The organism is Mesorhizobium sp. M1163 (genome assembly GCF_040318415.1).
GTDB lineage: Bacteria > Pseudomonadota > Alphaproteobacteria > Rhizobiales > Rhizobiaceae > Mesorhizobium.
In genome coordinates this window covers 36,072-60,285 of sequence record NZ_JAMYMF010000022.1, presented here as the reverse complement: position 1 = coordinate 60,285, position 24,214 = coordinate 36,072, and the positions used below count along the sequence as shown (strand labels likewise).

Annotated in this window: 25 protein-coding genes; 13 read left to right on the top strand and 12 right to left on the bottom strand. The window is 63.2% G+C overall.

Features of this window, described 5'->3' with window-relative positions:
- The first annotated feature begins 71 nt into the window (after positions 1-71).
- The 4 genes from NKH43_RS20830 (at position 72) to NKH43_RS20815 (ending at position 5,067) form a co-directional block, all read left to right on the top strand.
- Positions 72-782 carry an ABC transporter ATP-binding protein gene (locus NKH43_RS20830; protein WP_352859638.1) on the top strand — a complete coding sequence of 237 codons (711 nt, stop codon included), beginning with the start codon at positions 72-74 and terminating at the stop codon, positions 780-782.
- Positions 782-3,331 (top strand): ABC transporter permease, encoded by a 2,550-nt coding sequence (locus NKH43_RS20825; protein WP_352859637.1) that lies wholly within the window; start codon positions 782-784, stop codon positions 3,329-3,331. Before NKH43_RS20830 ends, NKH43_RS20825 begins: the two co-directional genes overlap by 1 nt.
- A 219-nt stretch (positions 3,332-3,550) precedes the next feature.
- A complete protein-coding gene (locus tag NKH43_RS20820; protein WP_254817871.1) occupies positions 3,551-4,330 on the top strand; it encodes a Bax inhibitor-1/YccA family protein in 780 nt (259 codons plus the stop codon).
- Positions 4,331-4,497: 167 nt separating this feature from the next.
- Positions 4,498-5,067: a GNAT family N-acetyltransferase gene (locus NKH43_RS20815; protein ID WP_352859635.1), complete on the top strand. Its 570-nt coding sequence runs from the start codon at positions 4,498-4,500 to the stop codon at positions 5,065-5,067.
- 4 nt (positions 5,068-5,071) lie between these two features.
- Here the strand turns inward: NKH43_RS20815 and NKH43_RS20810 are convergent, their stop codons facing one another.
- Entirely contained in the window at positions 5,072-5,458 is a 387-nt protein-coding gene (locus NKH43_RS20810) for a DUF2794 domain-containing protein (protein WP_352859633.1), read from the bottom strand.
- Between the two features lie 602 nt (positions 5,459-6,060).
- Positions 6,061-6,810 (bottom strand): DUF1223 domain-containing protein, encoded by a 750-nt coding sequence (locus NKH43_RS20805; RefSeq protein WP_023721888.1) that lies wholly within the window; start codon positions 6,808-6,810, stop codon positions 6,061-6,063.
- 175 nt (positions 6,811-6,985) lie between these two features.
- Here NKH43_RS20805 and NKH43_RS20800 point away from each other — a divergent pair, with 175 nt between their 5' ends.
- Complete coding sequence (locus NKH43_RS20800; RefSeq protein WP_023721887.1) at positions 6,986-7,648, top strand: ceramidase domain-containing protein; 663 nt, start codon at positions 6,986-6,988, stop codon at positions 7,646-7,648.
- An 83-nt stretch (positions 7,649-7,731) separates the two neighbouring features.
- Here NKH43_RS20800 and acnA read toward each other — a convergent pair whose 3' ends face one another.
- Entirely contained in the window at positions 7,732-10,422 is a 2,691-nt protein-coding gene (gene acnA, locus NKH43_RS20795) for an aconitate hydratase AcnA (protein ID WP_023721886.1), read from the bottom strand.
- A 283-nt stretch (positions 10,423-10,705) separates the two neighbouring features.
- On the opposite strand from acnA, the gene ccmA reads away from it, so the two are divergent.
- The 5 genes from ccmA to NKH43_RS20770 all read left to right on the top strand — a co-directional run bounded on the left by ccmA (position 10,706) and on the right by NKH43_RS20770 (position 13,396).
- Positions 10,706-11,314, top strand: a complete 609-nt coding sequence (gene ccmA, locus NKH43_RS20790; RefSeq protein ID WP_352859631.1) for a heme ABC exporter ATP-binding protein CcmA — start codon at positions 10,706-10,708, stop codon at positions 11,312-11,314.
- A 196-nt stretch (positions 11,315-11,510) separates the two neighbouring features.
- Positions 11,511-12,176 carry a heme exporter protein CcmB gene (gene ccmB, locus NKH43_RS20785; RefSeq protein WP_023721884.1) on the top strand — a complete coding sequence of 222 codons (666 nt, stop codon included), beginning with the start codon at positions 11,511-11,513 and terminating at the stop codon, positions 12,174-12,176.
- Entirely contained in the window at positions 12,176-12,376 is a 201-nt protein-coding gene (locus NKH43_RS20780; protein ID WP_023721883.1) for an Imm50 family immunity protein, read from the top strand. The genes ccmB and NKH43_RS20780 overlap by 1 nt, the downstream gene beginning before the upstream one ends.
- A 280-nt stretch (positions 12,377-12,656) precedes the next feature.
- The gene (gene ccmD, locus NKH43_RS20775; protein WP_023721882.1) at positions 12,657-12,824 is read left to right on the top strand and encodes a heme exporter protein CcmD; all 168 of its coding nucleotides are present in this window, start codon (positions 12,657-12,659) and stop codon (positions 12,822-12,824) included.
- Positions 12,821-13,396, top strand: coding sequence for a DsbE family thiol:disulfide interchange protein (locus NKH43_RS20770; protein ID WP_352790086.1), 576 nt, complete (start codon positions 12,821-12,823; stop codon positions 13,394-13,396). The genes ccmD and NKH43_RS20770 overlap by 4 nt, the downstream gene beginning before the upstream one ends.
- A 32-nt stretch (positions 13,397-13,428) precedes the next feature.
- On the opposite strand, the gene NKH43_RS20765 is transcribed toward NKH43_RS20770, so the two are convergent.
- The gene (locus NKH43_RS20765; protein ID WP_023721879.1) at positions 13,429-13,596 is read right to left on the bottom strand and encodes a hypothetical protein; all 168 of its coding nucleotides are present in this window, start codon (positions 13,594-13,596) and stop codon (positions 13,429-13,431) included.
- 263 nt (positions 13,597-13,859) lie between these two features.
- Here NKH43_RS20765 and NKH43_RS20760 point away from each other — a divergent pair, with 263 nt between their 5' ends.
- Positions 13,860-14,777 carry an SMP-30/gluconolactonase/LRE family protein gene (locus NKH43_RS20760; RefSeq protein ID WP_352481062.1) on the top strand — a complete coding sequence of 306 codons (918 nt, stop codon included), beginning with the start codon at positions 13,860-13,862 and terminating at the stop codon, positions 14,775-14,777.
- Positions 14,778-14,809: 32 nt separating this feature from the next.
- A complete protein-coding gene (locus NKH43_RS20755) occupies positions 14,810-15,019 on the top strand; it encodes a tautomerase family protein (protein ID WP_352481061.1) in 210 nt (69 codons plus the stop codon).
- Positions 15,020-15,297: 278 nt separating this feature from the next.
- Here NKH43_RS20755 and NKH43_RS20750 read toward each other — a convergent pair whose 3' ends face one another.
- From NKH43_RS20750 to NKH43_RS20720, 7 genes are all read right to left on the bottom strand, one after another.
- Complete coding sequence (locus NKH43_RS20750) at positions 15,298-15,831, bottom strand: NADPH-dependent FMN reductase (RefSeq protein WP_352481121.1); 534 nt, start codon at positions 15,829-15,831, stop codon at positions 15,298-15,300.
- A 40-nt stretch (positions 15,832-15,871) separates the two neighbouring features.
- A complete protein-coding gene (locus tag NKH43_RS20745; protein ID WP_352859629.1) occupies positions 15,872-16,492 on the bottom strand; it encodes a pyridoxamine 5'-phosphate oxidase family protein in 621 nt (206 codons plus the stop codon).
- Positions 16,493-16,583: 91 nt separating this feature from the next.
- The gene (locus NKH43_RS20740) at positions 16,584-17,249 is read right to left on the bottom strand and encodes a septation protein A (RefSeq protein ID WP_023721875.1); all 666 of its coding nucleotides are present in this window, start codon (positions 17,247-17,249) and stop codon (positions 16,584-16,586) included.
- A 60-nt stretch (positions 17,250-17,309) separates the two neighbouring features.
- Positions 17,310-19,073, bottom strand: coding sequence for a signal recognition particle-docking protein FtsY (ftsY, locus tag NKH43_RS20735; protein ID WP_352494044.1), 1,764 nt, complete (start codon positions 19,071-19,073; stop codon positions 17,310-17,312).
- An 11-nt stretch (positions 19,074-19,084) separates the two neighbouring features.
- Complete coding sequence (mtaB, locus tag NKH43_RS20730) at positions 19,085-20,386, bottom strand: tRNA (N(6)-L-threonylcarbamoyladenosine(37)-C(2))-methylthiotransferase MtaB (RefSeq protein ID WP_352494045.1); 1,302 nt, start codon at positions 20,384-20,386, stop codon at positions 19,085-19,087.
- Positions 20,386-21,270, bottom strand: coding sequence for a diaminopimelate epimerase (gene dapF, locus NKH43_RS20725; protein WP_352481057.1), 885 nt, complete (start codon positions 21,268-21,270; stop codon positions 20,386-20,388). Before dapF ends, mtaB begins: the two co-directional genes overlap by 1 nt.
- 74 nt (positions 21,271-21,344) lie before the next feature.
- Positions 21,345-21,506 carry a DUF1328 family protein gene (locus tag NKH43_RS20720; RefSeq protein WP_031195454.1) on the bottom strand — a complete coding sequence of 54 codons (162 nt, stop codon included), beginning with the start codon at positions 21,504-21,506 and terminating at the stop codon, positions 21,345-21,347.
- Positions 21,507-21,795: 289 nt separating this feature from the next.
- Between NKH43_RS20720 and NKH43_RS20715 the strand changes: the two genes are divergently transcribed.
- Positions 21,796-23,055 carry a flavin-containing monooxygenase gene (locus tag NKH43_RS20715; RefSeq protein WP_352588015.1) on the top strand — a complete coding sequence of 420 codons (1,260 nt, stop codon included), beginning with the start codon at positions 21,796-21,798 and terminating at the stop codon, positions 23,053-23,055.
- Here the strand turns inward: NKH43_RS20715 and NKH43_RS20710 are convergent.
- Positions 23,052-24,062: an MBL fold metallo-hydrolase gene (locus tag NKH43_RS20710; RefSeq protein WP_352859626.1), complete on the bottom strand. Its 1,011-nt coding sequence runs from the start codon at positions 24,060-24,062 to the stop codon at positions 23,052-23,054. The two genes, NKH43_RS20715 and NKH43_RS20710, sit on opposite strands and share 4 nt — an antisense overlap.
- Positions 24,063-24,214: the final 152 nt, after the last annotated feature.

The window sequence follows — 24,214 nt, the reverse complement described above, 5'->3', positions numbered from 1 at the left end:
AAGGCAGGTTTTCGTCTTTGTCGAGCATCGGATGCTCTAGCCCTCTTTCCCCCATATAGGACGATTTGATTTTGGAAGAAGCCGTCATTTCGCTGAAAGACGTATCGCTGACGCTCGGCGAAGGCGCATCCTCGGTGCATGTGCTGAAGGGCGTCAGCCTCGATGTGGCGAGCGGCGAAGCGACAGGCATCGTTGGACCTTCGGGTTCGGGAAAGTCGACATTGCTGATGGTTTTGGCCGGGCTTGAAAGGGTCGATTCGGGTGCGGTACGAATTGCCGGCGAGCTGCTCAACGGCAAAAGCGAAGACCAGATCGCATCGTTTCGAGGGCGAAACATCGGCATCGTGTTCCAGTCGTTCCACCTCATTCCCAATATGACGGCGCTGGAAAACGTCGCCGTCCCGCTTGAGCTTGCCGGCCATGCCGATCCGTTCGGCGTGGCGGCGCGCGAACTGGCGGCGGTCGGCCTTAGCCATCGCATCACCCATTATCCCGGCGAATTGTCTGGCGGCGAGCAGCAGCGCGTGGCGATCGCCCGGGCGCTGGCGCCGTCGCCACGCATCCTGATCGCCGACGAGCCGACCGGCAATCTCGACCAGGCGACGGGACGGCACGTCGCCGACCTGCTGTTCGCCAAGGCGGCCGAACGCGGCATGACGCTGGTGCTGGTCACGCATGACCCGGTGCTCGCGGCGCGCTGCTCGCGCCAGGTGTCGATGCGGTCGGGGCTGATCGAGGACGCATCCAAGCCGGCCTCCAGGGCCGGCAAGGTGACCGCCTGATGCCGCTGTCGCAAACGCTGAGGCTCGCCTTCAAGTTCTCGCTGCGCGAAATGCGCGGCGGGCTGTCCGGTTTCCTGATCTTCCTTGCCTGCATTGCGCTCGGCGTCGCGGCAATCGGCGGCGTCAATTCGGTGGCGCAGGCGATTTCCGCCGGTGTTGCCGACCAGGGTCAGACGCTGCTCGGCGGCGATCTCCGCTTCCAGATCAACCAGCGCGATCCGACCAGAGCCGAACGCAGCTTCCTCGGCCGGCTTGGCACGGTTTCGCACAGCGCCAACATGCGCTCGATGGCGAGGCTCGAGGACGGCTCCGACCAGGCGCTGGTCGAGGCCAAGGCGGTCGACGGCGCCTATCCGCTCTATGGCGCGCTGGAGACCCAGCCGGTGCTGTCGCGAGAGGATTTGTTCGGCGAAAAATCCGGCGTCTTCGGCGCCGCCGCCGCGGACCTTTTGTTCGAGCGGCTGAACCTTGGCATCGGTGACCGGTTGAAGCTCGGCAGCGCGACATTCGAGCTGCGCGCCAAGCTGGTCAACGAGCCAGATGCGGTGTCGGATGGCTTCGGTTTTGCGCCGCGGCTGATGGTGTCGACCGACGGGCTTGCCGCTTCAGGCCTGATCCAGCCGGGCAGCCTGGTCGAGAACGCCTATAAGGTCCGCCTGCCCGGCGGCACCACTGAAGTACAGATCAAGGCGATCCAGGAGCAGGCCGCGAAAGAGTTCCCGCAGGCCGGCTGGTCGATCCGCACGCGCAGCAACGCAGCGCCGGCGCTGTCCTCGAACATCGAGCGGTTCTCGCAATTCCTGACGTTGGTCGGGCTGACGGCGCTGGTGGTCGGCGGCGTCGGCGTGGCCAATGCGGTGCGTGCCTATCTCGACGGCAAGCGCGGCGTCATCGCCACCTTCAAGAGCCTGGGGGCTTCGGGCGGGTTCGTCTTTGCCGTCTACCTGGTGCAGATCCTGATGATTGCCGCCCTCGGTATCACGCTAGGCCTGGTGCTTGGCGCGCTGATGCCGTTCGCGGCCAGCGCGGCACTCCAGTCGGTTATTCCGGTGCCGGCGGAAGGTGGGTTCTATCCCGGCGCCCTCGGCATGGCAGCGCTGTTCGGGCTGCTGGTGACGCTGGCCTTCGCCCTGCTGCCGCTCGGCCGTGCTCGCGACGTGCCAGCTACGGCGCTGTTTCGCGAAATGGGTTTTGAGGGCCGCGGTTTTCCCCGCCCGCTCTATGTCGCCGCGGCAATGGCCATCGCGCTGCTGCTCGCGGTGCTGGCGATCCTGTTTTCCGGCGACCGCCGTATTGCCTCGATCTTCGTCGGCGCCACGGTCTTTTCGTTCCTGGTGCTGCGTGTCGTCGGTACGCTGGTGCAGTGGGCGGCGAAGAGAAGTCCGCGTGTGCGCTCGACGGCGCTCAGGCTCGCCATCGGCAACATCCATCGGCCTGGCGCCTTGACGCCGTCCGTGGTGCTGTCGCTGGGTCTCGGGCTGACGCTCCTGGTGACGCTGGCGCTGATCGATGGCAATCTCAGGCGGCAGATTTCCGGCAGCCTGCCGGAACGGGCGCCGAACTTCTTCTTCGTCGATATCCAGAGCGGCGACGTCGATGCCTTCTCCGCGCTGGTCGGCAAAGAGGCGCCGCAGGGCACGCTGATTAAGGTGCCGATGCTGCGCGGCCGGGTGATGGCGCTCAACGGCGTCGATGTCGACAAGGTCAAGGTTCCGGCCGAAGGCGCCTGGGTGCTGCGCGGCGACCGTGGGCTGACCTATGACGCACAATTGCCGGAGAATGCAACGCTGACCGAGGGCAGCTGGTGGCCGGGGAATTATTCCGGCGAACCGCTGGTCTCGTTTTCCGCCGAGGAGGGCAAGGAGATCGGGCTGAAGCTCGGCGACACCATCACCGTCAATGTGCTCGGCCGCAACATCACGGCCAAGATTGCCAATTTCCGCCAGGTCGAATGGGAAACCATGGGCATCAATTTCGTCATGGTGTTCTCGCCCAATACATTCGCCGGGGCGCCGCATGGCTGGTTGGCGACGCTGACCGAGACGAATGCGTCGGCGGCCGACGACGCGCATCTTCTCAACGCCGTCACCCGGGCTTTTCCCGCGGTGACGACGGTCAGGGTCAAGGACGCGCTCGACATCGTCAACCGGCTGGTGGCGCAGCTCGGCACCGCGATCAGGGCCGCGGCGGGCGTGGCGTTGATCGCCTCGGTGCTGGTGCTGGCCGGGGCGCTCGCCGCCGGCAACCGGGCCCGCATCCACGACGCGGTGGTGCTGAAGACCCTGGGTGCGACCAGGAAAACGCTGATCGCGGCCTTTTCGCTGGAATACATGCTGATCGGCCTTGCGACCGCGATCTTCGCGCTGGCGGCGGGCGGTGTGGCGGCGTGGTACGTCGTCGCGCGCATCATGACGCTGCCATCGCACTTCATGCCCGAGGTGGCGGTGGCGACCATCGGCTTTTCACTGGTGGTCACGGTGGGTATCGGCCTGGCCGGCACGTGGCGGGTGCTGGGCCACAAGGCGGCGCCGGTGCTGCGGAATCTTTGAGCCAGAGCCGGTTTTGATTAAATCTCGTTAATGTTTCGACCGGCAAGGCCAATAAAACCGGATCTCCGGCACTTCACGGAGCATTACGTCCGGTTACGGTCTTGTCCTTTACGCCAAGAACCATCATATTTCGGCGCAGGCATGCTGGAGCCCCGCCAGCGGCGCCTGGGTTCAAAAGGACCTGACACCGGACGGGGCAGAAGCAATATGAGGATTTCCATGGCTGATCCCGTTCGCAATTATCAGACGCGCGCCGTGCCCGGCGCCGGCGTCGATGCTGCCATCGACCAGGGCCTGCGCGCCTACATGATCAAAGTCTACAACCTGATGGGGCTTGGCCTCCTCATCACCGGCCTTGCCGCGGTCGGCACAATCATGCTGGCCACCACCAGCGATCCCGCCTCGGCGGTTGCCACGTTGCCAAGCGGCGAGATGCTGACCTCGTTCGGCTACGCGATCTTCGGCTCGCCGCTGAAATGGCTGGTGATCTTTGCCCCGCTGGCAGCGGTGATGTTCCTGTCGTTCCGGGTCCAATCGATGAGCGTTTCGGCGGCGCAGACGACGTTCTGGGTTTACGCCGGCCTTGTCGGCCTGTCGCTGTCGTCGATCTTCCTGGTCTACACCACCGCCAGTATCTCGCAGACCTTCTTCGCCACCGCCGCCGCGTTTGGCGGGCTGTCGCTCTACGGCTACACGACCAAGCGCGACCTTTCCGCGTTCGGCTCGTTCCTGGTCATGGGCCTGGTCGGCCTGATCATCGCGATGGTGATCAACATCTTCCTGCAGTCGTCGGCGCTTTCCTTCGCCGTTTCGGCGATCGGCGTGCTGATCTTCGCAGGCCTCACCGCCTATGACACGCAGAACATCAAGGAGATGTATTTCGAGGGTGACGAGACTGATGTCGCCGGCCGCAAGGCGATCATGGGCGCACTGAGGCTCTATCTCGACTTCATCAACCTGTTCATGTTCCTGCTGCAGTTCATGGGCGACCGTCGCTAGTACGGCGTTCTTTGTTGACCATGATCTGTTCCGAAAACCGGTTTCCACTTTTCGGGATCATGGTCTGACTGGACCAGCGAGTTTGGAAAGGGCGGCCCAATGGCCGCCCTTTTCTTTTGTGCCGGCTTTTGCTGTGATATAGGGCAGATGAACGACGTGCATAAATTATGAGCAGCATCACCTTGCGGGCCGCGACGTCGGCCGATCTCGACCGGATCACGGAAATCTATGCCGACGCGGTGGCAAACGGCACGGCGAGCTATGAACTCGACCCGCCAAGTCGTATCGAGATGGGAGCGCGCTTCGACAGTTTGGTAGCGGGTGGCTTTCCCTATCTCGTGGCGGAAAAAGGCGGCATTGTGCTCGGCTATGCCTATGCCGGCGCTTTCCGGCCGCGCCCGGCATACCGCTTCGTGGTTGAGGATTCCGTCTATGTCGCGCCCGACGCCAAGGGGCAGGGCGTCGGGCTGCTCCTGATGCAAAGGCTGATCGAGGCAGCCAAGGCGGCGGGCTTTCGCCAGATCATCGCGGTGATTGGCGATGGCCGGCCCGACAGCGCCTCGGTGCGGTTGCACGAGAAGCTCGGCTTTCACCATTCCGGCCGCCTGGAAGGCTCCGGCTACAAGCACGGACGCTGGCTGGACACGGTGTTCATGCAACTGCCGATCAACGGTGGAGCGTCGGTCCCGCCCGATCCGCAATCGCTGCCCGAGCGGAAGTTCCGCAAACAAAAATAAGGTGTTACGCCTCGACCAGCTTCAGCGTTCGGTCGAACACGCCAAGCACCCGGCCGAGTTCCTGGCCACGGTTGAGGATGCGTCCGCCGGCGGCGATGACGGCGAATGCGCCTTGCCGGCGCGCCAGCTTCGGATCCTTGACGATCTGGAAAAGCGGCACTTCGCTGGTGCGACGGAAGACGGAAAAAACGGCGCGGTCGGTGAGATGGTCAATAGCATAGTCGCGCCATTCATTGGCGGCGACCATACGGCCGTAGAGCCTGAGGATCTGGTCCAGTTCGCGGCGGTCGAACCGCACCGGCTGGTCGAGGCGTTCGTGTCTTGCCTCGTGCAGCGGGATCAATATTGCGGATGCGTCCCCATCCTCCGTCCCGCTGCTGCGATCAGTCATGCCTGGATCCTCGCAATGAATCGTACGCCGACCAAAGTTGGCGCTTTCGTTGCCGAATTGCAAGGCCCGGCCGGGCAACGGCAGCACCGCGCGGTTTCTCCAACGTCCAGTCACGTTTGCGAAACGCCTGTTGGAATTGGTGATGCTTCGCCACAATCCTGCCTTTTTTTATCCGTGCTCATGCCCCAATGTCCGACGAATTTACCGGCGTTGCCTGAGACGGTTCGGTCCGGCACCGGCTCGTAAACCCCAAGCCCCCCGCCCACGGGTCTGCGTCGGATCGAACCAACCTCGGTCTTTCCTTGGAAAGATCGGGTGCGACGATCCCAAAACCTAAATGACCGGCGTCAGAAGCAAGCTGACGCCGGTTTTTTATTGGCTGGAGCCGTGGCGGTGCGATCCATCCGGATAGGCTGTCGTCGGAGGCTTGAGCGCGGCTATCCCTTCTCCCCTTGTTGTTGTGGGAGAAGGTGGATCGGCGCGCAGCGCCGAGACAGATGAGGGGTGTTGGACGGAGTGAGGCATTGGCGTTCCCTGGAACACCCTCATCCGTCGCCTTCGGCGACACCTTCTCCCACAAGGGAGAAGGGAGAGCGCTCCATCTAAGGCTTGCGGATAAAGGCTGCACCCAGGATCGGACCGGGCACGCCGTCCTTGCCGACCGACTGCAGCAGCACGGCGCAGCCGCCCTTCTTGGCGATCTCGCTCATCGGCAGTTCGTAGCGCTGCGCCTTGCCGTGCCACATGCCGGCGGTCTGGATGCTGGAGACGGCGTTCCAGTAGGTCATGCTGCGGCCGGTGTTTTCACCCTTGCCGATCTTGATCGTCTGCGGCGGGTTGAAATAGACGATGACGACATGCGCGTCGGCGGGGCCGGTCACGGCGTCGCCGGCATCGATCATGACGCGATCGCTGGTCCGGCTGACCTTGATGCCGACGCGCATGCCTTCGCCGACCCTCTCCATGCGGGCCAGCGCGCCGTCGACTTCCTTGCGGCTGGCGCCATTGACATGGCTGCGGCCGTTGATGACGGCTTGCGGGGTGTAGACGGAACGGCTGCCGAAGGCGCGCATATACTCATATTGCCGCTCGGTATTTTCCTTGCGGCTCAGCGTATCCTGCCAGCCGAGGTAATCCCAATAGTCGACATGATAGGCGAGCGCGACGATGTTCTCCTTGGCGGCGAGCTCGGCGAAGAATTCGTCGGCCGGCGGACAGGAATTACATCCCTGGCTGGTGAAGAGCTCGACGACGCCTAATGGCTTGTCGGCCTGCTCGGCGAAGGCGCTTCCGGCAAACGCCGAGAGAGCCAGCGCAACGGCCGCAAGCCGCAATGGTCTTCGAGATGACATGGCCGTTCCGATCCCGCCGGTGATGCCGGCTTTGTTCTGATTGTCGAAATATGTGGCAGAAGCGGCAGTCAACGGGAAGTCACGTTGCGGTGAAATTTTGCCGTTGCAACCGCTGGCAAGGGCGCAATAGGTGGACGCGCACTTCACGATGGAAGCGATTCGGGCGGCAATCAGCATGTGGCAATCTCTCCTGGCGCCGGTCGACCTCTATTGCGAACGGACGGGGCCGGAATTCTGGGCTGAACCGCTCAATGCGCTGAGCAATCTGGCTTTTTTTGCCGCCGGGCTATGGGGTGTCTGGCAGGTGCGCAAGCGCGGCACCGGCGCCTTCGCCGAAGTGTTGGCCTGGTGGGTGGTGGCGATCGGCGTCGGCTCGTCGCTGTTCCACACCTTTGCCACAAGGGGAATGATCCTGGCCGACGTGCTGCCGATTGCAGGGTTCACGCTGGCCTACACGCTGTTCAACCTGCGACGTTTTCTCGGCATGAAATGGGGCAAGGCGATCGTCATCTTCGTCGCCTTTTACGCCGTTGCCGGGCTGGTGACCTTTGCCGTGCCGGACTGGCTGCGCCAAGCGTCGAACGGCACGACCGGCTACCTGCCGCCCTTCCTGGCGCTTGCCTTCTTCGGCGCCTGGGTGGCGGCCAGCGGCAATCGTGCCGGCTGGTACAATCTGGCGGGTTCGGCGATCTTCGTCGTGTCGGTCGTCTGCCGGATGATCGATCCGCTGGTCTGCGGCGGCTTTCCGCTCGGCACGCATTTCCTGTGGCACATCCTCAACGGGCTGATGCTCGGCGTGCTGCTGGCGGCGACAGCGCGGTTTGGAAAGCCAAAGTAGGGCAGTAGGGCAGTAGGTGCTTGTCCTTGCTTCCCCTACTGCCCTACTCCCTTATTGCCCTACTCCCTTATTGCCCTACTCCCTTAAGCCGCAAGGTCGCGCAGCACGTATTGCAGGATGCCGCCATTCTTGAAGTAGTCGAGCTCGTCCAGCGTATCGATGCGGCAGATGATCGGAACCTCTTTGACGCTGTCGTCGCCATAGGTGATCCTGGCGATCATCTTCTGCCGCGGCTTGATGTTGCTCAGTCCGTCGATCTCGACCAGTTCGTCGCCCTTGAGGTTGAGCGAGGCCCACGAGGTGCCTTCCTCGAAGACGAAGGGGATTACGCCCATGCCGACCAGGTTGGAGCGGTGGATGCGCTCGAAGGACTGGGCGATGACCGCGCGGACACCGAGCAGATTCGTACCCTTGGCCGCCCAGTCGCGCGACGAGCCGTTGCCATATTCGACGCCGGCGAAGATGACCAGCGGCACGCCCTCCTTCTTGTAGTGCATGGCGGCGTCGTAGATCGATTCCTCTTCCTTCGACGGGTAATGGATGGTGTAGCCGCCCTCGCGGCCGTTCTCGCCCAGCATGTGGTTGCGGATGCGGATGTTGGCGAAGGTGCCGCGCATCATCACCTCGTGGTTGCCGCGGCGCGTGCCATACTGGTTGAAATCGGCGACGCCGACGCCGTGGTCGGTGAGGTACTTGCCGGCCGGGGAGGCCGCCTTGATCGAACCGGCCGGCGAAATGTGGTCGGTGGTGATCTTATCGCCGAACAGACCGAGCACACGCGCGCCCTTGATATCGCCGATCTTGCCGAAGCCTGATGTCATGCCGGCGAAATAGGGTGGGTTCTGCACATAGGTCGAATTGTCGTCCCAGGCATAGGTCTGGCCTTCCGGCGCCTTGACGTTCTGCCAGTACTCGTCGCCCTTGAAGACGTCGGCATATTTGCGGGCGAACAATTCGCGCGTGACATTCTTCTCGATGAATTCCTGGATCTCGACTGAACTCGGCCAGATGTCCTTGAGATAGACCGGATTGCCGTTGCGATCCTCGCCGAGCGGCTCGGTGGTCAGATCCTTGGTCACGGTCCCGGCCAGCGCGTGGGCGACGACCAGCGGCGGCGAGGCGAGATAGTTCGCCTGTACGTCGGGCGAAACGCGGCCTTCGAAATTGCGGTTGCCGGACAAGACTGCGGCAGCAATCAAGCCCTTATCGTTGATGGTCTTGGAGATCGGCGCCGGCAGTGGGCCGGAATTGCCGATGCAGGTGGTGCAGCCGAAGCCGACCAGGTTGAAGCCGATCTGGTCGAGCTCCTTCTGCAGGCCGGATTTCTCCAGATATTCGGCGACGACCTGGCTGCCCGGCGCCAGTGAGGTCTTGACCCACGGCTTCTGCTTAAGGCCGAGCCGGTTGGCGTTGCGCGCCAACAGCCCGGCGCCGATCAGCACGCTCGGGTTCGAGGTGTTGGTGCAGGAGGTGATGGCGGCGATGACGACATCGCCATGGCCAAGATCGTAGTCCGTGCCCTCGACGGCATAGCGCTTGTCGATTTCGGCGGCCTTCTTGTATTCGGTCTCCATGGCCTTGTCGAAGCCGGCCGGAATGTCTTCAAGTGCGACCCGGCCTTCAGGCCGCTTCGGGCCGGCCATCGACGGGACGACACTGCCGAGATCGAGCTCGAGCAGATCGGTGAAGACCGGATCGGCCGAGCCGACGTCGCGCCATAGGCCTTGCGCCTTCGAATAAGCCTCGACCAGGGCGATGCGGCTTTCGTCACGGCCGGACATGGTGAGGTAGCGGATGGTTTCGCTGTCGACCGGGAAGAAGCCGCAGGTGGCGCCATATTCCGGCGCCATGTTGCCGATGGTGGCACGATCGGCCAGCGTCATGTTGGACAGGCCCGGACCGAAGAATTCGACGAACTTGCCGACGACGCCCTTCTTGCGCAGCATCTGCGTGACGGTGAGCACCAGGTCGGTGGCGGTGACGCCCTCCCTCAGCCTGCCGGTGAGGCGAAAGCCGATCACTTCGGGCAACAGCATGGAGACGGGCTGGCCGAGCATCGCGGCCTCGGCCTCGATGCCACCGACGCCCCAGCCGAGAACACCAAGGCCGTTGATCATGGTGGTGTGCGAATCGGTGCCGACGCAGGTGTCGGGATAGGCGGTGGTCTCGCCATCTTCGCTGTTGGTCCACACGACCTGGCCGAGGTACTCAAGGTTGACCTGATGGCAGATGCCAGTGCCGGGCGGCACGACCCGGAAATTGCGGAACGCCTGCTGGCCCCATTTCAGGAATTTGTAGCGTTCCTCATTGCGCTCATACTCAAGCTCGACATTGCGGGCGAAAGCCAGCGGCGTGCCGAATTCGTCGACGATGACCGAATGGTCGATGACCAGATCGACCGGCACCAGCGGGTTGATCTTTTGCGGGTCGCCGCCGAGCGAGGCCATGGCGTCGCGCATGGCGGCAAGGTCGACCACAGCCGGAACGCCGGTGAAATCCTGCATCAGCACGCGGGCCGGGCGATAGGCGATCTCGACGCCGGCAGTGCCCCGGTCGGTCAGCCAGCCGGCGACCGCCTGGATGCTCTCCTTGGTGACGGAACGGCCGTCCTCGTTGCGCAGCAGGTTCTCCAGCAGCACCTTCATCGAATAGGGCAATTGAGCGATGCCGGTGAGGCCGTTCTTTTCGGCCTCGACAAGGTCATAGTAGATGTACTCGGTGCCGCCGGCGGTCAGCGTGCGGCGGCAATTGAAGCTGTCGAGTGATTTGGACACGTGCGATCCCTAACTGTCGGTTGCCGGGGAGGGAACGGACGCCAGTGGGCATGCAAATCACGCGCAAAGGTGCGGGTACGGCCATTTCCGCTATCCGTTCCCAAGCGTCCGGGCCGTTCAAGGCGGCACGCGCGCTGGTTCGGCGCAAATTCGGTTCCCGTGCCGACCGCTGGCACGGATGATGCGGATATAGAGAATTTTCTGGAATAGTTCTAGACACGGAATTGCCATTTTTGCTGCGGCGCACCGAAGCCGCGCTTGAACTTTCGGCGAAGGGGAACGGATGCGGCTGATCGCCGAAAATCTGGGCGGCGAACGCGGCGGCGAGACGGTATTTTCCGGCATCGAATTCGCGCTGGGGGATGGCCAGGCGCTGGTCGTCACCGGGGCGAACGGCGCCGGCAAATCGACGCTGCTCAGGATCATCGCCGGACTGTTGCCGGTGGCGGCAGGCCGTGTGCGGTTCGAAGGTGGTGGCGAAGACTTTCCGTCGGCCGCCTCGGCCTGTCACTATCTCGGCCACCTCGACGCAATGAAGAGCGCACTCACCGTTAAGGAGAATCTGTGCTTCTGGCGCGATTTTTCGGGCGCCGGTTCCAGGGGTGTTGAAGAGGCGCTGGAGACCGTCGGGTTGGGCGGCATCGGCCATCTGCCGTTCGGCTATCTCTCGACCGGCCAGCGCCGCCGCGCCGCGATCGCAAAACTGCTGGTCAGTCATCGGCCATTGTGGCTGCTCGATGAGCCGACGGCGGGACTGGACAAGGCTTCGGAGGAGAGATTCGGCGGGCTAATGCGGAAGCATCTCGATGGTGGGGGGATCGTGGTTGCGGCCACGCATTTGCCGCTGCGGCTGGAGGGGGCGAGGGAGCTTGTGATGGGGATGGTTGGGTGATGCCGGCGCTCTGTCGCACCCCCCTCTGTCCTGCCGGACATCTCCCCCGCAAGGGGGGAGATTGGCGGTTTCAACGACTCGCCCTCTCTTTCACGTTGAAGACTGACGAAAGCCGAGGCGACATCCAATCTCCCCCCTTGCGGGGGAGATGTCCGGCAGGACAGAGGGGGGTGCCTGGGCGAAAGCATCTCACATCATGCTAGCCCTCTTCCTGCGCGACATCCGCTTAAGTATCCGCGCCGGCGGCGGGGCGCTTACCGGCGTGATTTTCTTTCTGGCCGTTATCGCGACCATCCCCTTCGGCGTCGGTCCCGACCTGAAGCTGCTGGCCCGCATCGGCCCGGCGATCCTGTGGATCGCCGCCTTGCTGGCCTGCCTGCTCGGCCTCGACCGGCTGTTCCAGGCTGACCGCGAGGACGGCTCGCTCGATCTTCTGGTGCTTGGCAACGACCGGCACATGCTGGCCCTGACCGTGCTGACGAAATGCCTGGCGCATTGGGCGGGAAGCGTGCTGCCGCTGGTCGTCGCGGCTCCCCTGCTCGGCCTGTTCATGAACATGGAGCCGGCCGGCATCGGCGCCACGGCGCTGACGCTTCTGGTCGGCACGCCGGCGATCACCTTCATCGGTGCTGCCGGTGCCGCGGTGGCGGTAGCGTTGCCGCGCGGCGGACTGCTGATCTCGGTGCTGGTGCTGCCGCTGACCATTCCCGTACTGATCTTCGGCGTATCGGCAAGCTATGGCGCGGTGGCGGACCCCGATCCCTTCCTGCATCCCTTCCTCATTCTTACCGCGCTGACCCTGTTTCTTGCCGTGCTCGGGCCGGTGGCAGCGGCGCTGGCGCTGCGGCACGGAACGGATTGATGTGGCCGCTGCGCATAGAGAACCCGATCTTTCTCCAGACCATCTACGGCAACTACCCCGATCTGTCCTCCGTCGAGGTTACCGGGGCCAAGATGGACCGCAACGGGCCTAGCATGCACCTTTCCTTCATCTCGACCGTCCTTCCCTACCGGCCCCCCGCCAAATGGGCGGCGTTCAATGCCGTGTCTTTCGGGGCTTGAGTTCATCGCGGTCGAATCCATTAGCCTTCGCAAGTTCCAGAGCCATGGCTCCAGTGCAATCAGGATGTGGGATGACGCCGGTAGAATCCTGCTTACCTGCGAAGGGGCTGTCAGGCTGTCCCTGACGTGCCAATACATGCGTATCAAAAACATATCAGGTGTTTTGCTTTCGCAGTGACCTTCGGCTTGCGATAACCGCAAATCTGCCGCAGACCCGTTCATTGCGACAAACAGCCGGTGAGGCTATGAATTTCGCCGTGAGAAGCCTTGGATCGGGAAAATGAGCATGCATGCCCTGTATGTCACCGCCGCCTATGCCATTACGGCCGTGGTGCTGGCCGGGCTGGTTGGCTGGATCCTGCTCGACCAGCGCGGCCGCAAGCGAGAGCTCGCCGAGCTGGAGGCGTCCGGCGTGCGCCGGCGCTCCGACAAGGCAGCAAAATCATGAGCACGGAAACGGAAACACCGGCGCGTCGCCGCCTGATCGTGCTGGTGCCGCTGCTGGTCTTTCTCGGGCTGGCGGGATTGTTCCTGGCGCAGCTGTTGTCCGGGCGCGACGTGTCGGAAGTGCCGTCGGCGCTGATCGGCTTGCCGGCGCCGCAGACCAACCTGCCGGCGCTCGAGGGCACCAATTTGCCGGGCCTCGATTCAAAACAGTTCGCCGGCAAAGTGACGCTGGTCAACGTCTTCGCGTCCTGGTGCGCGCCATGCCGCGACGAGCATCCGGTGCTGCTGGCGCTGTCGCAGGACAGACGCTTCGTCATGGCAGCGCTGAACTACAAGGACCAGCCGGAAAACGCCCGTCGGTTCCTTGGCGATCTCGGCAATCCGTTCCAGGCGATCGGCGTCGACCAGGCCGGGCGCACAGCGATCGACTGGGGTGTCTACGGCGTGCCGGAGACCTTCGTCATCGGCAAGGATGGCAAGATCGCCTACAAGCATGTCGGGCCGCTGACGCCGGACTCGGCGCAGACGCTGCTGCTGCCGGAGATCGAGAAGGCGCTGGCCGTGCCGGGCTGATGCCCGCCGATCGTGATAGGTCGACCGAAGACTCAGCCGTAGATCTGCTTGTGGACCTGATAGAGCATTTCTGAGCGGTCGGCGCGCATGTCGGCGAGGTCGCGGCTGCTGAAGCTGTCGATTTCGGCGACGAGGCGGTTGTAATGCCGGCGCTTGGCGATGCTGGCGCGAGCGCGGCTCATGAGGCTGTCGATGATCATAGCGAGTTTCCTTTTGCGCCGCATTTCGCGGCCAGTTGTTCCTCCCTTGATCGATACGAAGCATGACATAGTTATGGTGCGTTGCAAAAATAAGATGTTGCAATGCACCATTGCGCTGGGCGCATAGCCGGTTAACGGGATGTGACCTGCCGTCCGGCCCAGCATTCGCTCCCCTAATGCTTCTGACGCATCATCGATCTTGCCATATCGATCGCAGGCTGGCTTGATCGCGGCTCGCCAAGCGACTGATACCGGGAGGAACCATGACCAGCGAATTCTACGAAGTTCTCGATCCGCGCTTTTCGCGGCTGTTCAACGGCAACGCACAGGTCGACAGGCTGTTTACCGGCTGCCGATGGGCGGAGGGGCCGGCCTGGTTTGCGGCCGGGCGCTATGTGGTGTGGTCCGACATTCCGAACAATCGCATGCTGCGCTACGATGACACCGACGGCAGCGTCAGCGTGTTCCGTCAGCCGTCCGGCAATTCCAATGGCAACACCGTCGACCGGCAAGGCCGGATGGTCACTTGCGAGCACTCCGGCCGCCGCGTCAGCCGCACCGAGCATGACGGCTCGGTCATCACCATCGCCGACAAATGGCGCGGCAAGCGGCTGAACTCGCCCAATGACGCGGTGGTCACGTCCGACGGCTCGATCTGGTTCACCGACCCGAGCTACGGCATCGATACCGATTACGAGGGCGACAAGGCCGAAAGTGAGATCGGCGCCTGCCATGTCTACCGCGTCGATCCCGGCACCGGCGAGACCGAGGCGGTGATCACCGACATGGTCAGGCCCAACGGGCTCGCCTTCTCGCTCGACGAGAGCAAGCTCTACGTCGCCGACACCGGCCGCACGCATGGCGCCCAAAACCCGGCGCACATCCGGGTTTTCACTGTTGGCCAGGGCGGCAAGACGGTCTCCGGCGAAAAGGTCTTTGCCGACTGCACCGCCGGCCTGTTCGACGGTTTCAGGCTGGATGCGGACGGCCGCATCTGGACCAGTGCCGCCGACGGCATCCATTGCTACGATCCAGACGGGACGCTGATCGGCAAGGTCAAGGTACCGGAAGTCGTCGCCAATTGCGTGTTCGGCGGCAACAAGCTGAACTGCCTCTACATCGCCGGCACGACCTCGCTCTACATGGTCCGGCTCATGGTCAACGGCGCCAAAACCTATTGAACGGCCGCCAAGCATATCCAAGGGAGGGCACCATGCCATTCGTGAATATCCGCCTGGTCAAGGAGGTGATTGCCGATGACCCGGCCGGCAAAAAGGCCGCGATCGCCGCCCAGGTGACGGCGGCCATCACCGGCGCCACCGGCCTGACCAGCAACGATGTCTGGGTGGTGTTCGAGGAAGTCGCTGCACGCGACTGGTTCGTCGGCGAGACCGACGTCGAGACGCGGAGGGGCAAGGGCTGATTTCTCGACGAGCACAGCGGCAGTGCGGAAGTTTGCGAGAGGCCTGCGGGACAGCGCCCCCCTCTGCCCTACCGGGCATCTCCCCCACTTGGGGGGAGATCGGCAGCTTCGCCGCATGGCCCTTCTTTCAACGTTGGAGATTGGCGAAAGCAGGGATGACGGCCAATCTCCCTCCTTGTGGGGGAGATGTCCGGCAGGACAGAGGGGGGCGCGAAGGATCGCCGACGCTCGCTTCGCGTTCGCTCTGCCCTGGGATACGACAGCACGATGGCCGCCACTTAACGCGAGCGGATGAAGCCCGCGAAGGCCGAAACGGCGCTGCGCATCGCCAGCCGGTTTTCCGGTTCCGCCAGGATTTTCTCCACCTCCGGCGGCTTCTTGCCGAGCAACGCGATTTCGAGCGCTGCTTCCTCATAGAGCGCGAAAGACATTGTCCGCATGATCTCGGCAAGTGCGGCGCGGGCAAACAGCGAGCGCGGCGAGGCATGTACCAGCATGGCCGGTTTGCCGACGGCTGCATCGCGCGACACCAGCCAGTCGAGCGCGTTCTTCAGGCCGCCTGGCACACCATGGGCATATTCCGGGCAGGAGACGATGACGCCGTCAGCGGCGGTGACCGCGTCGATCAGCGCCGCTGCTTGCGGTGGCGTTCGCTCGCCTTCGTCGTCGGGGTTGAAGATCGGCAGCCGCCCAAGCCCATCGTAGACGGCGACGTGACAGTCCGGCAGCGCGTTTTGCGCGAGTGCCGCGACCAGGGCCGAATTGGTCGAGGCGGCGCGCAGGCTGCCAGAGATGGCGAGGATGTTGAGCAAGGAAATGGAGACCGGCTCGAGCGATTCGTCGCCGGGCACACTACCACATGGTCTCTCTGTATTCCTCGTCCAGCCAGCGGTCGGTCGCCTCGGCCGAATCGGCGAGCGCCAACTGGTCGCGCAGGATCTGGCCGAGCGTCGGCAGCGTCGCGCGGTCGTACCAGCTCTCCGGCTTCCACAATTCGGAGCGCATGAAGGCCTTGGCGCAATGCATGTAGGCGGCCTTGACCGTCACCACGACGACGCTTTGCGGTGCCTTGCCGTCGACCGCCAGCCGCTCACGCAATGACGCATCGACGGTGATGCGGGCATCGCCATTGACACGCAGCGTTTCGTTCATGCCGGGAATGAGGAAGAGCAGCCCGATCGAGGGATTGAGAAGGATGTTCTCCAGCGTGTCGAGCCGGTTGTTGCCGGGCCGGTCGGGGATGGCGATGGTCTTCTCGTCAAGCACTGTTACGAAGCCCGGCCTGTCGCCCTTCGGCGTCACATCGGCATTGCCGGCGCCGTCGGACGAGCCGATCAGCACGAAGGGGCCCTTGCCGATGAAGGAACGGCAGTGGCCGTCCAATGCCTTCAGTTCCTTGCGGATCGAACCGTCGGTCGGCCGAGGCGTCTTGTAGATCGTCCTCAACTCGTCGCGCGTGGTGATGAATTCCATGCCCCTCTCCTCCTATTCTGACGCAATTCCCTAGGGAAAGCGCTACGCGCTTTTCCCCGGAAAACCGCTACACACTTTTCTTGGAATTGCTCTATTTGCCGGCTTTCTCTTCCTTGGCGGCCTTGTCCTCGAGCGAGTGGCGCAGGATCAACGGCATTTGGCTTAACGTGAAGACAAGGGTAATGGGAATCGTGCCCCAGACCTTGAAATAAAGCCAGGTTTCCTCAGAAAAATTGCGCCACACGACCTCGTTCAGCACAGCCAGAAAAAGGAAGAAAAGCCCCCATCGGAAAGTGAGCTTGCGCCAGCCTTCGGCGTCGAGATTGAAGGCGGAATCAAAGACATAGCCCAACAGCGATCTGCCAAACGCCAACCCGCCAAGCAGCGTGATGCCGAACAGGCTGTTGATGATTGTCGGCTTCATGAAAGCGAAGGTCTTGTCCTGCAGCCACAGCGCCAGCGCACCAAACACAAACACGACGATGGCCGAGACCAGCGGCATGATCGGCCAGCTGCGCGTCAAAATCCACGAAACGCTGAGCGACAGCGCCGTCGCCACCATAAAGAACGCTGTGGCAATCAGGATAGGCTCGCCGATATGGCTGAGGATCGGGAATTTCCCGACAAGCCACGCGCCGCGGATGGTGGTGAAAAAGAACACCAGACCAGGCCCGAGTTCGAGCAGGAATTTCAGGCCGGAGTTCAACGCCTTGCGTCGCGGATCGGACAGGTCGCGTTCGAGGATGGGTGGGTTCATGGGATCCTTCTTACGCACGATCCAATCCAAAAAGTCTGCAACTTTTCGGGATCATGCTCGTCAAGCCACGCCAGCGATCGCCCTGGCGAACTCGCTTGCGGAAAAGGGTTCGAGGTCGTCGACCTGTTCGCCGACGCCGATGAAGTAGACCGGCAATTTGTGCTTTGCCGCGATCGCCACCAGAATACCGCCGCGCGCCGTGCCGTCCAGCTTGGTCATCACCAGGCCGTTGACGCCGGCGACATTGCGGAAGATCTCGACCTGGTTGAGCGCATTCTGGCCGGTGGTGGCATCGACCGTCTGCAGCACGGTGTGCGGCGCTTCCGGATCGAGCTTGCCCAGCACGCGGACGATCTTTTCCAGTTCCGCCATCAGTTCGGTCTTGTTCTGCAGCCGCCCGGCGGTGTCGATGATCAGCACGTCGGAGCCGGCCTCCTTCGCCCGCTCGAAGGCGTCGTAAGCGAGGCCGGCGGCGTCGGCGCCGAGCTTCGAGGCAATGACCGGCGAGTTGGTGCGCTCGCCCCAGATCTTCAACTGCTCGATCGCGGCGGCGCGGAAAGTGTCGCCGGCGGCGAGCATCACCGAGAGGCCGCCATCGGTCAGCTTTGCGGCGAGCTTGCCGATGGTCGTGGTTTTCCCCGTGCCGTTGACGCCGACGACCAGGATGACATGCGGCTTGTGGCTGAGGTCGAGTTCCAGCGGCATGGCGACATGGGTCAGCACCTTCTCCACCTCCGCCGCCATGATGGCGCGGACTTCCGTCTCGGAGACATCCTTGCCGTAGCGGCTGGCGGAGAGCGCGTCGGTAACGCGCAAAGCCGTCTCCATGCCGAGATCGGCGCGGATCAGCACATCCTCCAGGTCCTGCAGCGTGTCCTCGTCGAGCTTGCGCTTGGTGAAGACGCCGGCGATGTTGCCGGACAACTCCCTGGAAGAGCGGGCAAGCCCGTCTCGCATGCGCTGGAACCAGGAGCGCCTCGGCGCCGGTTCGGGCGCTCTTTGCGGCTCGGCCTTCTGCTCGACCTTCTTGGTTACGGTCACCTTGCCGGGGGCAGGTTTTGGCTCCGGCGATGGTTGCGGAATGGCCTCTGGTTCGGGCGCAATCTCGGTCAAGACCGGTTTCGTTTCGACCGGGGCGGGCTGGCGGAGCGGAGGCGGGATTTCGGCCGGCGGCGCTTCGGGCGCTGCGGAGGGGCTCTCGGCGGGCGGTGCGGTATCTTGCAGAGGTTCGCGCTGCCCCTCACCCTTTCCCGTTCCGGGGCGAGCCGCTTGTCTCGCCGGTCCTCCGGACCCCCGTGAAGGACGGAGAGAGGGGGACGTCAGCGTTGCAGCTTCTTCTTCATCGCTTTCAAAAGGAGGCTCGGCCTGCCGATCAGCCCCCTTCTCCCCGTCACCATACGGGGAGAAGGTGCCGGCAGGCGGATGAGGGGCAGCGCCAGCTTCCGATGACCGAGGCTCAGTCTGGACAATCTCCGGCTGCTCCGGCTCGGGAATAACAAGCTCGGCCGGGATTTCTTCCGGCTCCTCAGCAGGCGTTTCCGACTCCGGCTGGATCTCTGGCTCGGGCGGAATGGTTGGTGCGGGTTCGAGCGGTGGCTGCGGCGCGGGCGGCGCTTCCGTCTCGACAGACGGCGGAGGCGCAGTGTCTGCCTCGGGCCGCGACTCTTCGCGTTTCAAAAACTCCGGGACGGCCTGCTCGGCCGCCGGCTTCAGCGCCTCCAGTTCGTCCCATTTGATCGGCGGCAGCGGTGCGGTCTCGTCGGGCCGCTCCTCGACAACTTCCTTCTTGCCGAACGAAAATATCTTCTTGAAAAACCCGGCCATGTCTTGCGCTCTCAGGCGGCGCGGGCGGCAAGCGGCGCGGCGATCAGTCTGATACCGTCATTGCCGGCGATATCAGCCTCGACGATGTCGCCCGGCGCCCCGGCTGACAACACGGCCAGCGTAAACCCTTCGGTGCGGCCGAGCCCATCGCGCTCGACCAGGATCGACTGGCGTGTGCCAGCGAGCGAGGAAAGGTGACGGCGGTAGGCGACCTCGCCGGCGGCGCGCAACCGTGCGGCGCGCTGCTTGACCATTTCGCGGCGAAGCTGCGGCATGCGCGCGGCGGGCGTGCCCTGGCGCGGCGAAAACGGGAAGACATGGAGATGCGTCAGGCCGCATTCCTCGACGATCTCCAGCGAGTTTTCGAACATGGCATCCGTCTCCGTCGGGAAGCCGGCGATGATGTCGGCGCCGAAAACGATGCCGTGGCGCAGTTTGCGCACATCCTCGCAAAAGCGGATCGACTGGTCGCGGCTGTGCCGGCGCTTCATCCGCTTCAGGATCATGTCGTCACCCGATTGCAGCGACAGGTGCAGATGCGGCATCAGCCTCGGCTCGGTGGCGATGGCGTCCAGCAGATCGTCGTCGGCCTCGATCGAATCGATGGAAGAAAGCCGCAGGCGTTTCACGTCTGGCACCTGCTTCAGGATGGTCTTGACCAATTTGCCGAGCTTCGGTGCGCCCGGCAGATCGGCGCCAAAACTGGTCATGTCGACGCCCGTCAGCACGATCTCGGCATAACCATTGCCGGCGAGTCGCTTGACCTGCTCAACCACGGCGCCCATCGGGACCGAGCGCGAATTTCCGCGACCGTAGGGAATGATGCAGAAGGTGCAGCGGTGGTCGCAGCCGTTCTGCACCTGGACAAAAGCGCGCGCCCGGCCCTCGATGGCGTCGACCATGTGGGTGGCCGTTTCGCGCACCGAAAAGATATCGTTGACGCGCGCCTTTTCGGTGTCGTTGACGCCGAAATCCGGCAGCGCGCGATATGAATGCGCCTTCAGCTTCTCCTCATTGCCGAGGACGAGATCGACCTCGTCCATGGCGACGAAATCCTTCGGGCCGGTCTGCGCGGCGCAGCCGGTGACGATGATGCGGGCGGCCGGGTTCTCACGGCGGGCTTTTCTGATCGACTGCTTGGCCTGGCGCACCGCCTCGCCGGTGACGGCGCAGGTGTTGAAGATGATAGCGCCGCCTTCGAGCCCGCCGAGGCCCGCACTTTCGGCTTCACGCCGCATCACCTCGGATTCATAGGTGTTCAGCCGGCAGCCGAAGGTGACGACGTCGATACCCCTGTTGCCACGAGGAGCCATCAGGCGGCGCTTTCGGTGTCGCGCGCCCACGCCCCGGTCGACGGATCGAAGCTGCCGGAAAATTCCCATTCGGCGGCACCGGTCAGGATGACGTGGTCGTCGTCGCGCCACAGGACGTGCAGCGAGCCGCCGCCGGGCGTCATCAGCGTGACGCTGCGGCCGGTGCGCCGGGTGCGGGCCGCGGCGACCACGGCGGCGCAAGCAGCCGAGCCGCAGGCCTTGGTCAGTCCGGCGCCGCGCTCCCAGGTGCGGATGGCCATGGTCTCCGGCGAAGTCACTTGCGCGATGGTGACGTTGGCGCGCTCAGGGAAGATCGGGTGGTTTTCGAGCAGCGGGCCGAAGCGCTCGAGTTCATAGGACCGGACGTCGCGGTCGACCCAGAAGATGGCGTGCGGATTGCCCATCGAGACGACCGACGGCGAATGCAGTACCGGCGCATCGATCGGGCCGATCTGCAGTTCGATCATGCGGGTGTCGCGAAACTCCTCGGCCAGCGGGATGTCCCGCCAGCCAAAGCGCGGCTTGCCCATGTCGACCGAGATCATTCCGTCGGCATGTTCCTCGGCATTGAGGATGCCGGCGACTGTTTCAAAGGCAAATGTCTTCTGGCCCGTCTCGGCGGCGAGCGCCTGGACGACACAGCGCATGCCGTTGCCGCAGGCTTGCGCACTGGTTCCGTCGGAATTCAAGATGTCGATGAAAAAGGCGGTGCCCGGCGTCCTGGGATCGTGGATCGCCATGATCTGGTCGAACCTGGTCGCGGCGTCGGCATTAAGCGCGACGGCTGCCGCAGGCGTTACGCGATCGGCACGGCCACGCATATCGGCAACGATGATTTCGTTGCCGATACCGTTCATCTTGGCGAAAGGGGCCGCGCTTGCCATGGATCGAAAGGTCTCTTGCCGATTTGGCGCCTATATGGCGGATACCGGCCGAAATTACCAGTGCGGCATGCTTTTCAGGTCACCGCGAATACGCCAAGCACGATCAGCAGGAAGATGATCAGCACGATGCCGATGAGGATGCGGGCGCCGGTTGCGGCGGCTCCAGCCAGTGCCGGCATGCCGAGCAGGCTTGCCGCGGCCGCGATAATCAAAAGAATGATGATCCACCTGATCATGAGAGACACCTCGCAGCCGGCAGGTTTGAACACCTACAAACGCTTCTGCGAGGGCTTGGGTTCCCTGCGGTGGCTGGGCGGGTCGAGGACCTGGCTGTGATATGCAGCTACGGATGCAATGTTGTCATGGTGTTGAATGAACGCTACCGTTGTGTCGATTTGACGTCCGGGAATGGATATTTCGCTGCTAAGCAATCTTGGATCCGTTTTTTCGTCTTACCCATGATCTTCACCGCACCGAGACCGTAAGCTGACGACGTGTTTGGCGGGCCGGCGATAGAGTTTTCCAATGACTGAGCGTTGGGACACGATCATTATTGGTGGCGGCCAGGCGGGGCTCGCCATGAGTTACTATCTTCACCAACATGAACGTGAGCATGTCGTGTTGGAACGCGCGCGTATTGCCGGACGCTGGCGGACTGAGCGTTGGGATTCGCTTCGGTTTCAATTCATCAACCAGGCAATAGAGCTTCCTGGGGTTTCTTATCAGGACCCTGAACCGGAAGGATTCGCCCACCACACCGCCATCACGCGGTTCATCGAGCACTATGCGGCAAAAATTGCAGCTCCGGTTCGCGAGGGTGTGGAGGTCACGAAGCTCCGACACAGGGATACCGGCGATTATGCGTTGGAGACAAACGCCGGCAGCATGACGGCCCGCAATGTCGTTGTGGCGACGGGCCCTTTCCAGCGTTCGATGGTACCGGCGGCGGCCAAGGATTTGCCTCGATCCGTTTACCAGGTTCACGCTTCGAGGTACCGCAACCCCGACGAGCTTCCCCCCGGAGTGGTGCTGGTGGTGGGCAGTGGTGCATCCGGCAGCCAGATTGCGGATGAACTCCAGCAATCCGGGCGCGATGTCTATCTTTCGGTCAGTCCGCATCGTCGGGTGCCGCGGCGCTATCGCGGCCAGGATGTTTTGTGGTGGTTCGACAAAATGGGACGTTTCGAGATCACTATCGATAGTTTCCCGGAGCGGCGGTATCCCCCCTCGACCGTCGTAACCGGTGTCAACGGCGGTTACGATATGAACGTCCGCCGTTTTGCACGCGATGGTGGAGTGGTGCTGGGACGTGTGCTCGGATGCGCCGATGGAAAACTGTTGGTGGCCGGGGATGCCTCGCAGATATTGGCTGAAGCCGATAGGTCCTATGACGATTTTGTCTCCGCGGCAGAGGCGCTGGCAGAGAAACCTGAAGTCGCGGACCACATCAGCGATGGCAATGAACGCTCAGCAACGCCAATCCTGGCGGAAGTCGGCGGCGCCCGGTCAGTGGATATCTCCGGCGAGAACGTCGGCTCGGTCATCTGGGGAACGGGATATCGCTTCGACTATAACTGGATCGATTTACCAATTTTCGATTCGCGCAACGCACCTATTCAACAGCGTGGCGTGACAGCCTTTCCCGGCCTGTACTTTCTTGGCCTTCATTGGATGCATACCTTCGGCTCCGGCCTTCTTTCATATGTGGGCCGCGACGCCGCCCATATAGCCAGGCATATGGAAGCTTTGCAGCCGCCTTCGCCGTCAGGCCAGCCGCCGCGCTAAACCTCTGGCACGTCCCAGACTTCGCCCGGCTGCAAGGCACGGAAACGATCCCGCGGCAGACCGGCGGCTCCAAGCGCTTCGCCGAGCTTTCTGGCCGGCTCGTCGATCGGCTCGTTGGTGAGCCGGAATGTGCCCCAGTGGCAGCCGGCGGCATAGCCAGCGTTGCACAAAAGCATGCCTTGCACCGCCTCCTCCGGATCCTGGTGATGCGGCGCCATGAACCAGCGCGGCTCGTAGGCGCCGATCGGCAGGATGGCGAGGCGGAAGCCGCCATGCTTTTCAGCCATCAGCCGGTAGTTGATACCGCCGTGGAAGCCGGTATCGCCGGCAAAATAGATCTTTGCACTTGGCGTTTCGACGACGAAACCCGCCCACAGCGCCATGCGCCGGTCGCGAGTACCGCGGGCCGACCAGTGGTGCACCGGCTCGACATGCACGGCGACGTCATCGCCGATATCGACCCGATCGCCCCAGTCATGCGCGGAAAGCCGCATACCGGGAACGGCAGCGCCGATGATGGCGTCGTTGCCGAGCGGCGTCAGCAGTAGCGGGTCGTGCGTTGCCTTCAGGCGCTTCAGCGTGGCGAGGTCGAGATGGTCGTAATGGTTGTGGCTGACCAGCACGAGGTCGATCGGCGGCAGATGGGAAAAGGCGATGCCCGGCGGATTGACGCGTTTCGGCCCGGCGAACGAGAGCGGCGAGACACGCCGCGACCAGACCGGATCGGTAAGGATGTTCAGGCCGGCTGTCTGGACGAGCAGCGAGGAATGGCCGACCATGGTGAGGCGGAGCGCTGCACCATCGATCCGCTCGACCGGTCTTGCCGGTGGAAACGGACTCGGATTCGCCGCCGGCCATTTCGAGCGCTCGCCGCTCAATTGCCATTTCAACAGATCGGCAAAGCGACCCGGCGGCCGGCCGTCGGGATTGAAGAACAAGGTGCCGTCGAAATGATCGCTGGGCGGGCCGCTGTAATAGCGGTTGGCGGCTCTCTTTCTCGCGGCCAAGAAATCGGCTCCCTGCAGTTTGCTGATCGCCAAGAGATAATGCCGGAGCCAGCTGGCGCAAGCATTTGAGGTGAACGTCAAGGATTTGGAGCCGGCGCGCCGTATCGCACCGACCCGGAGGTATCAGCCAGGCAATGTGCATTTTGCGATAA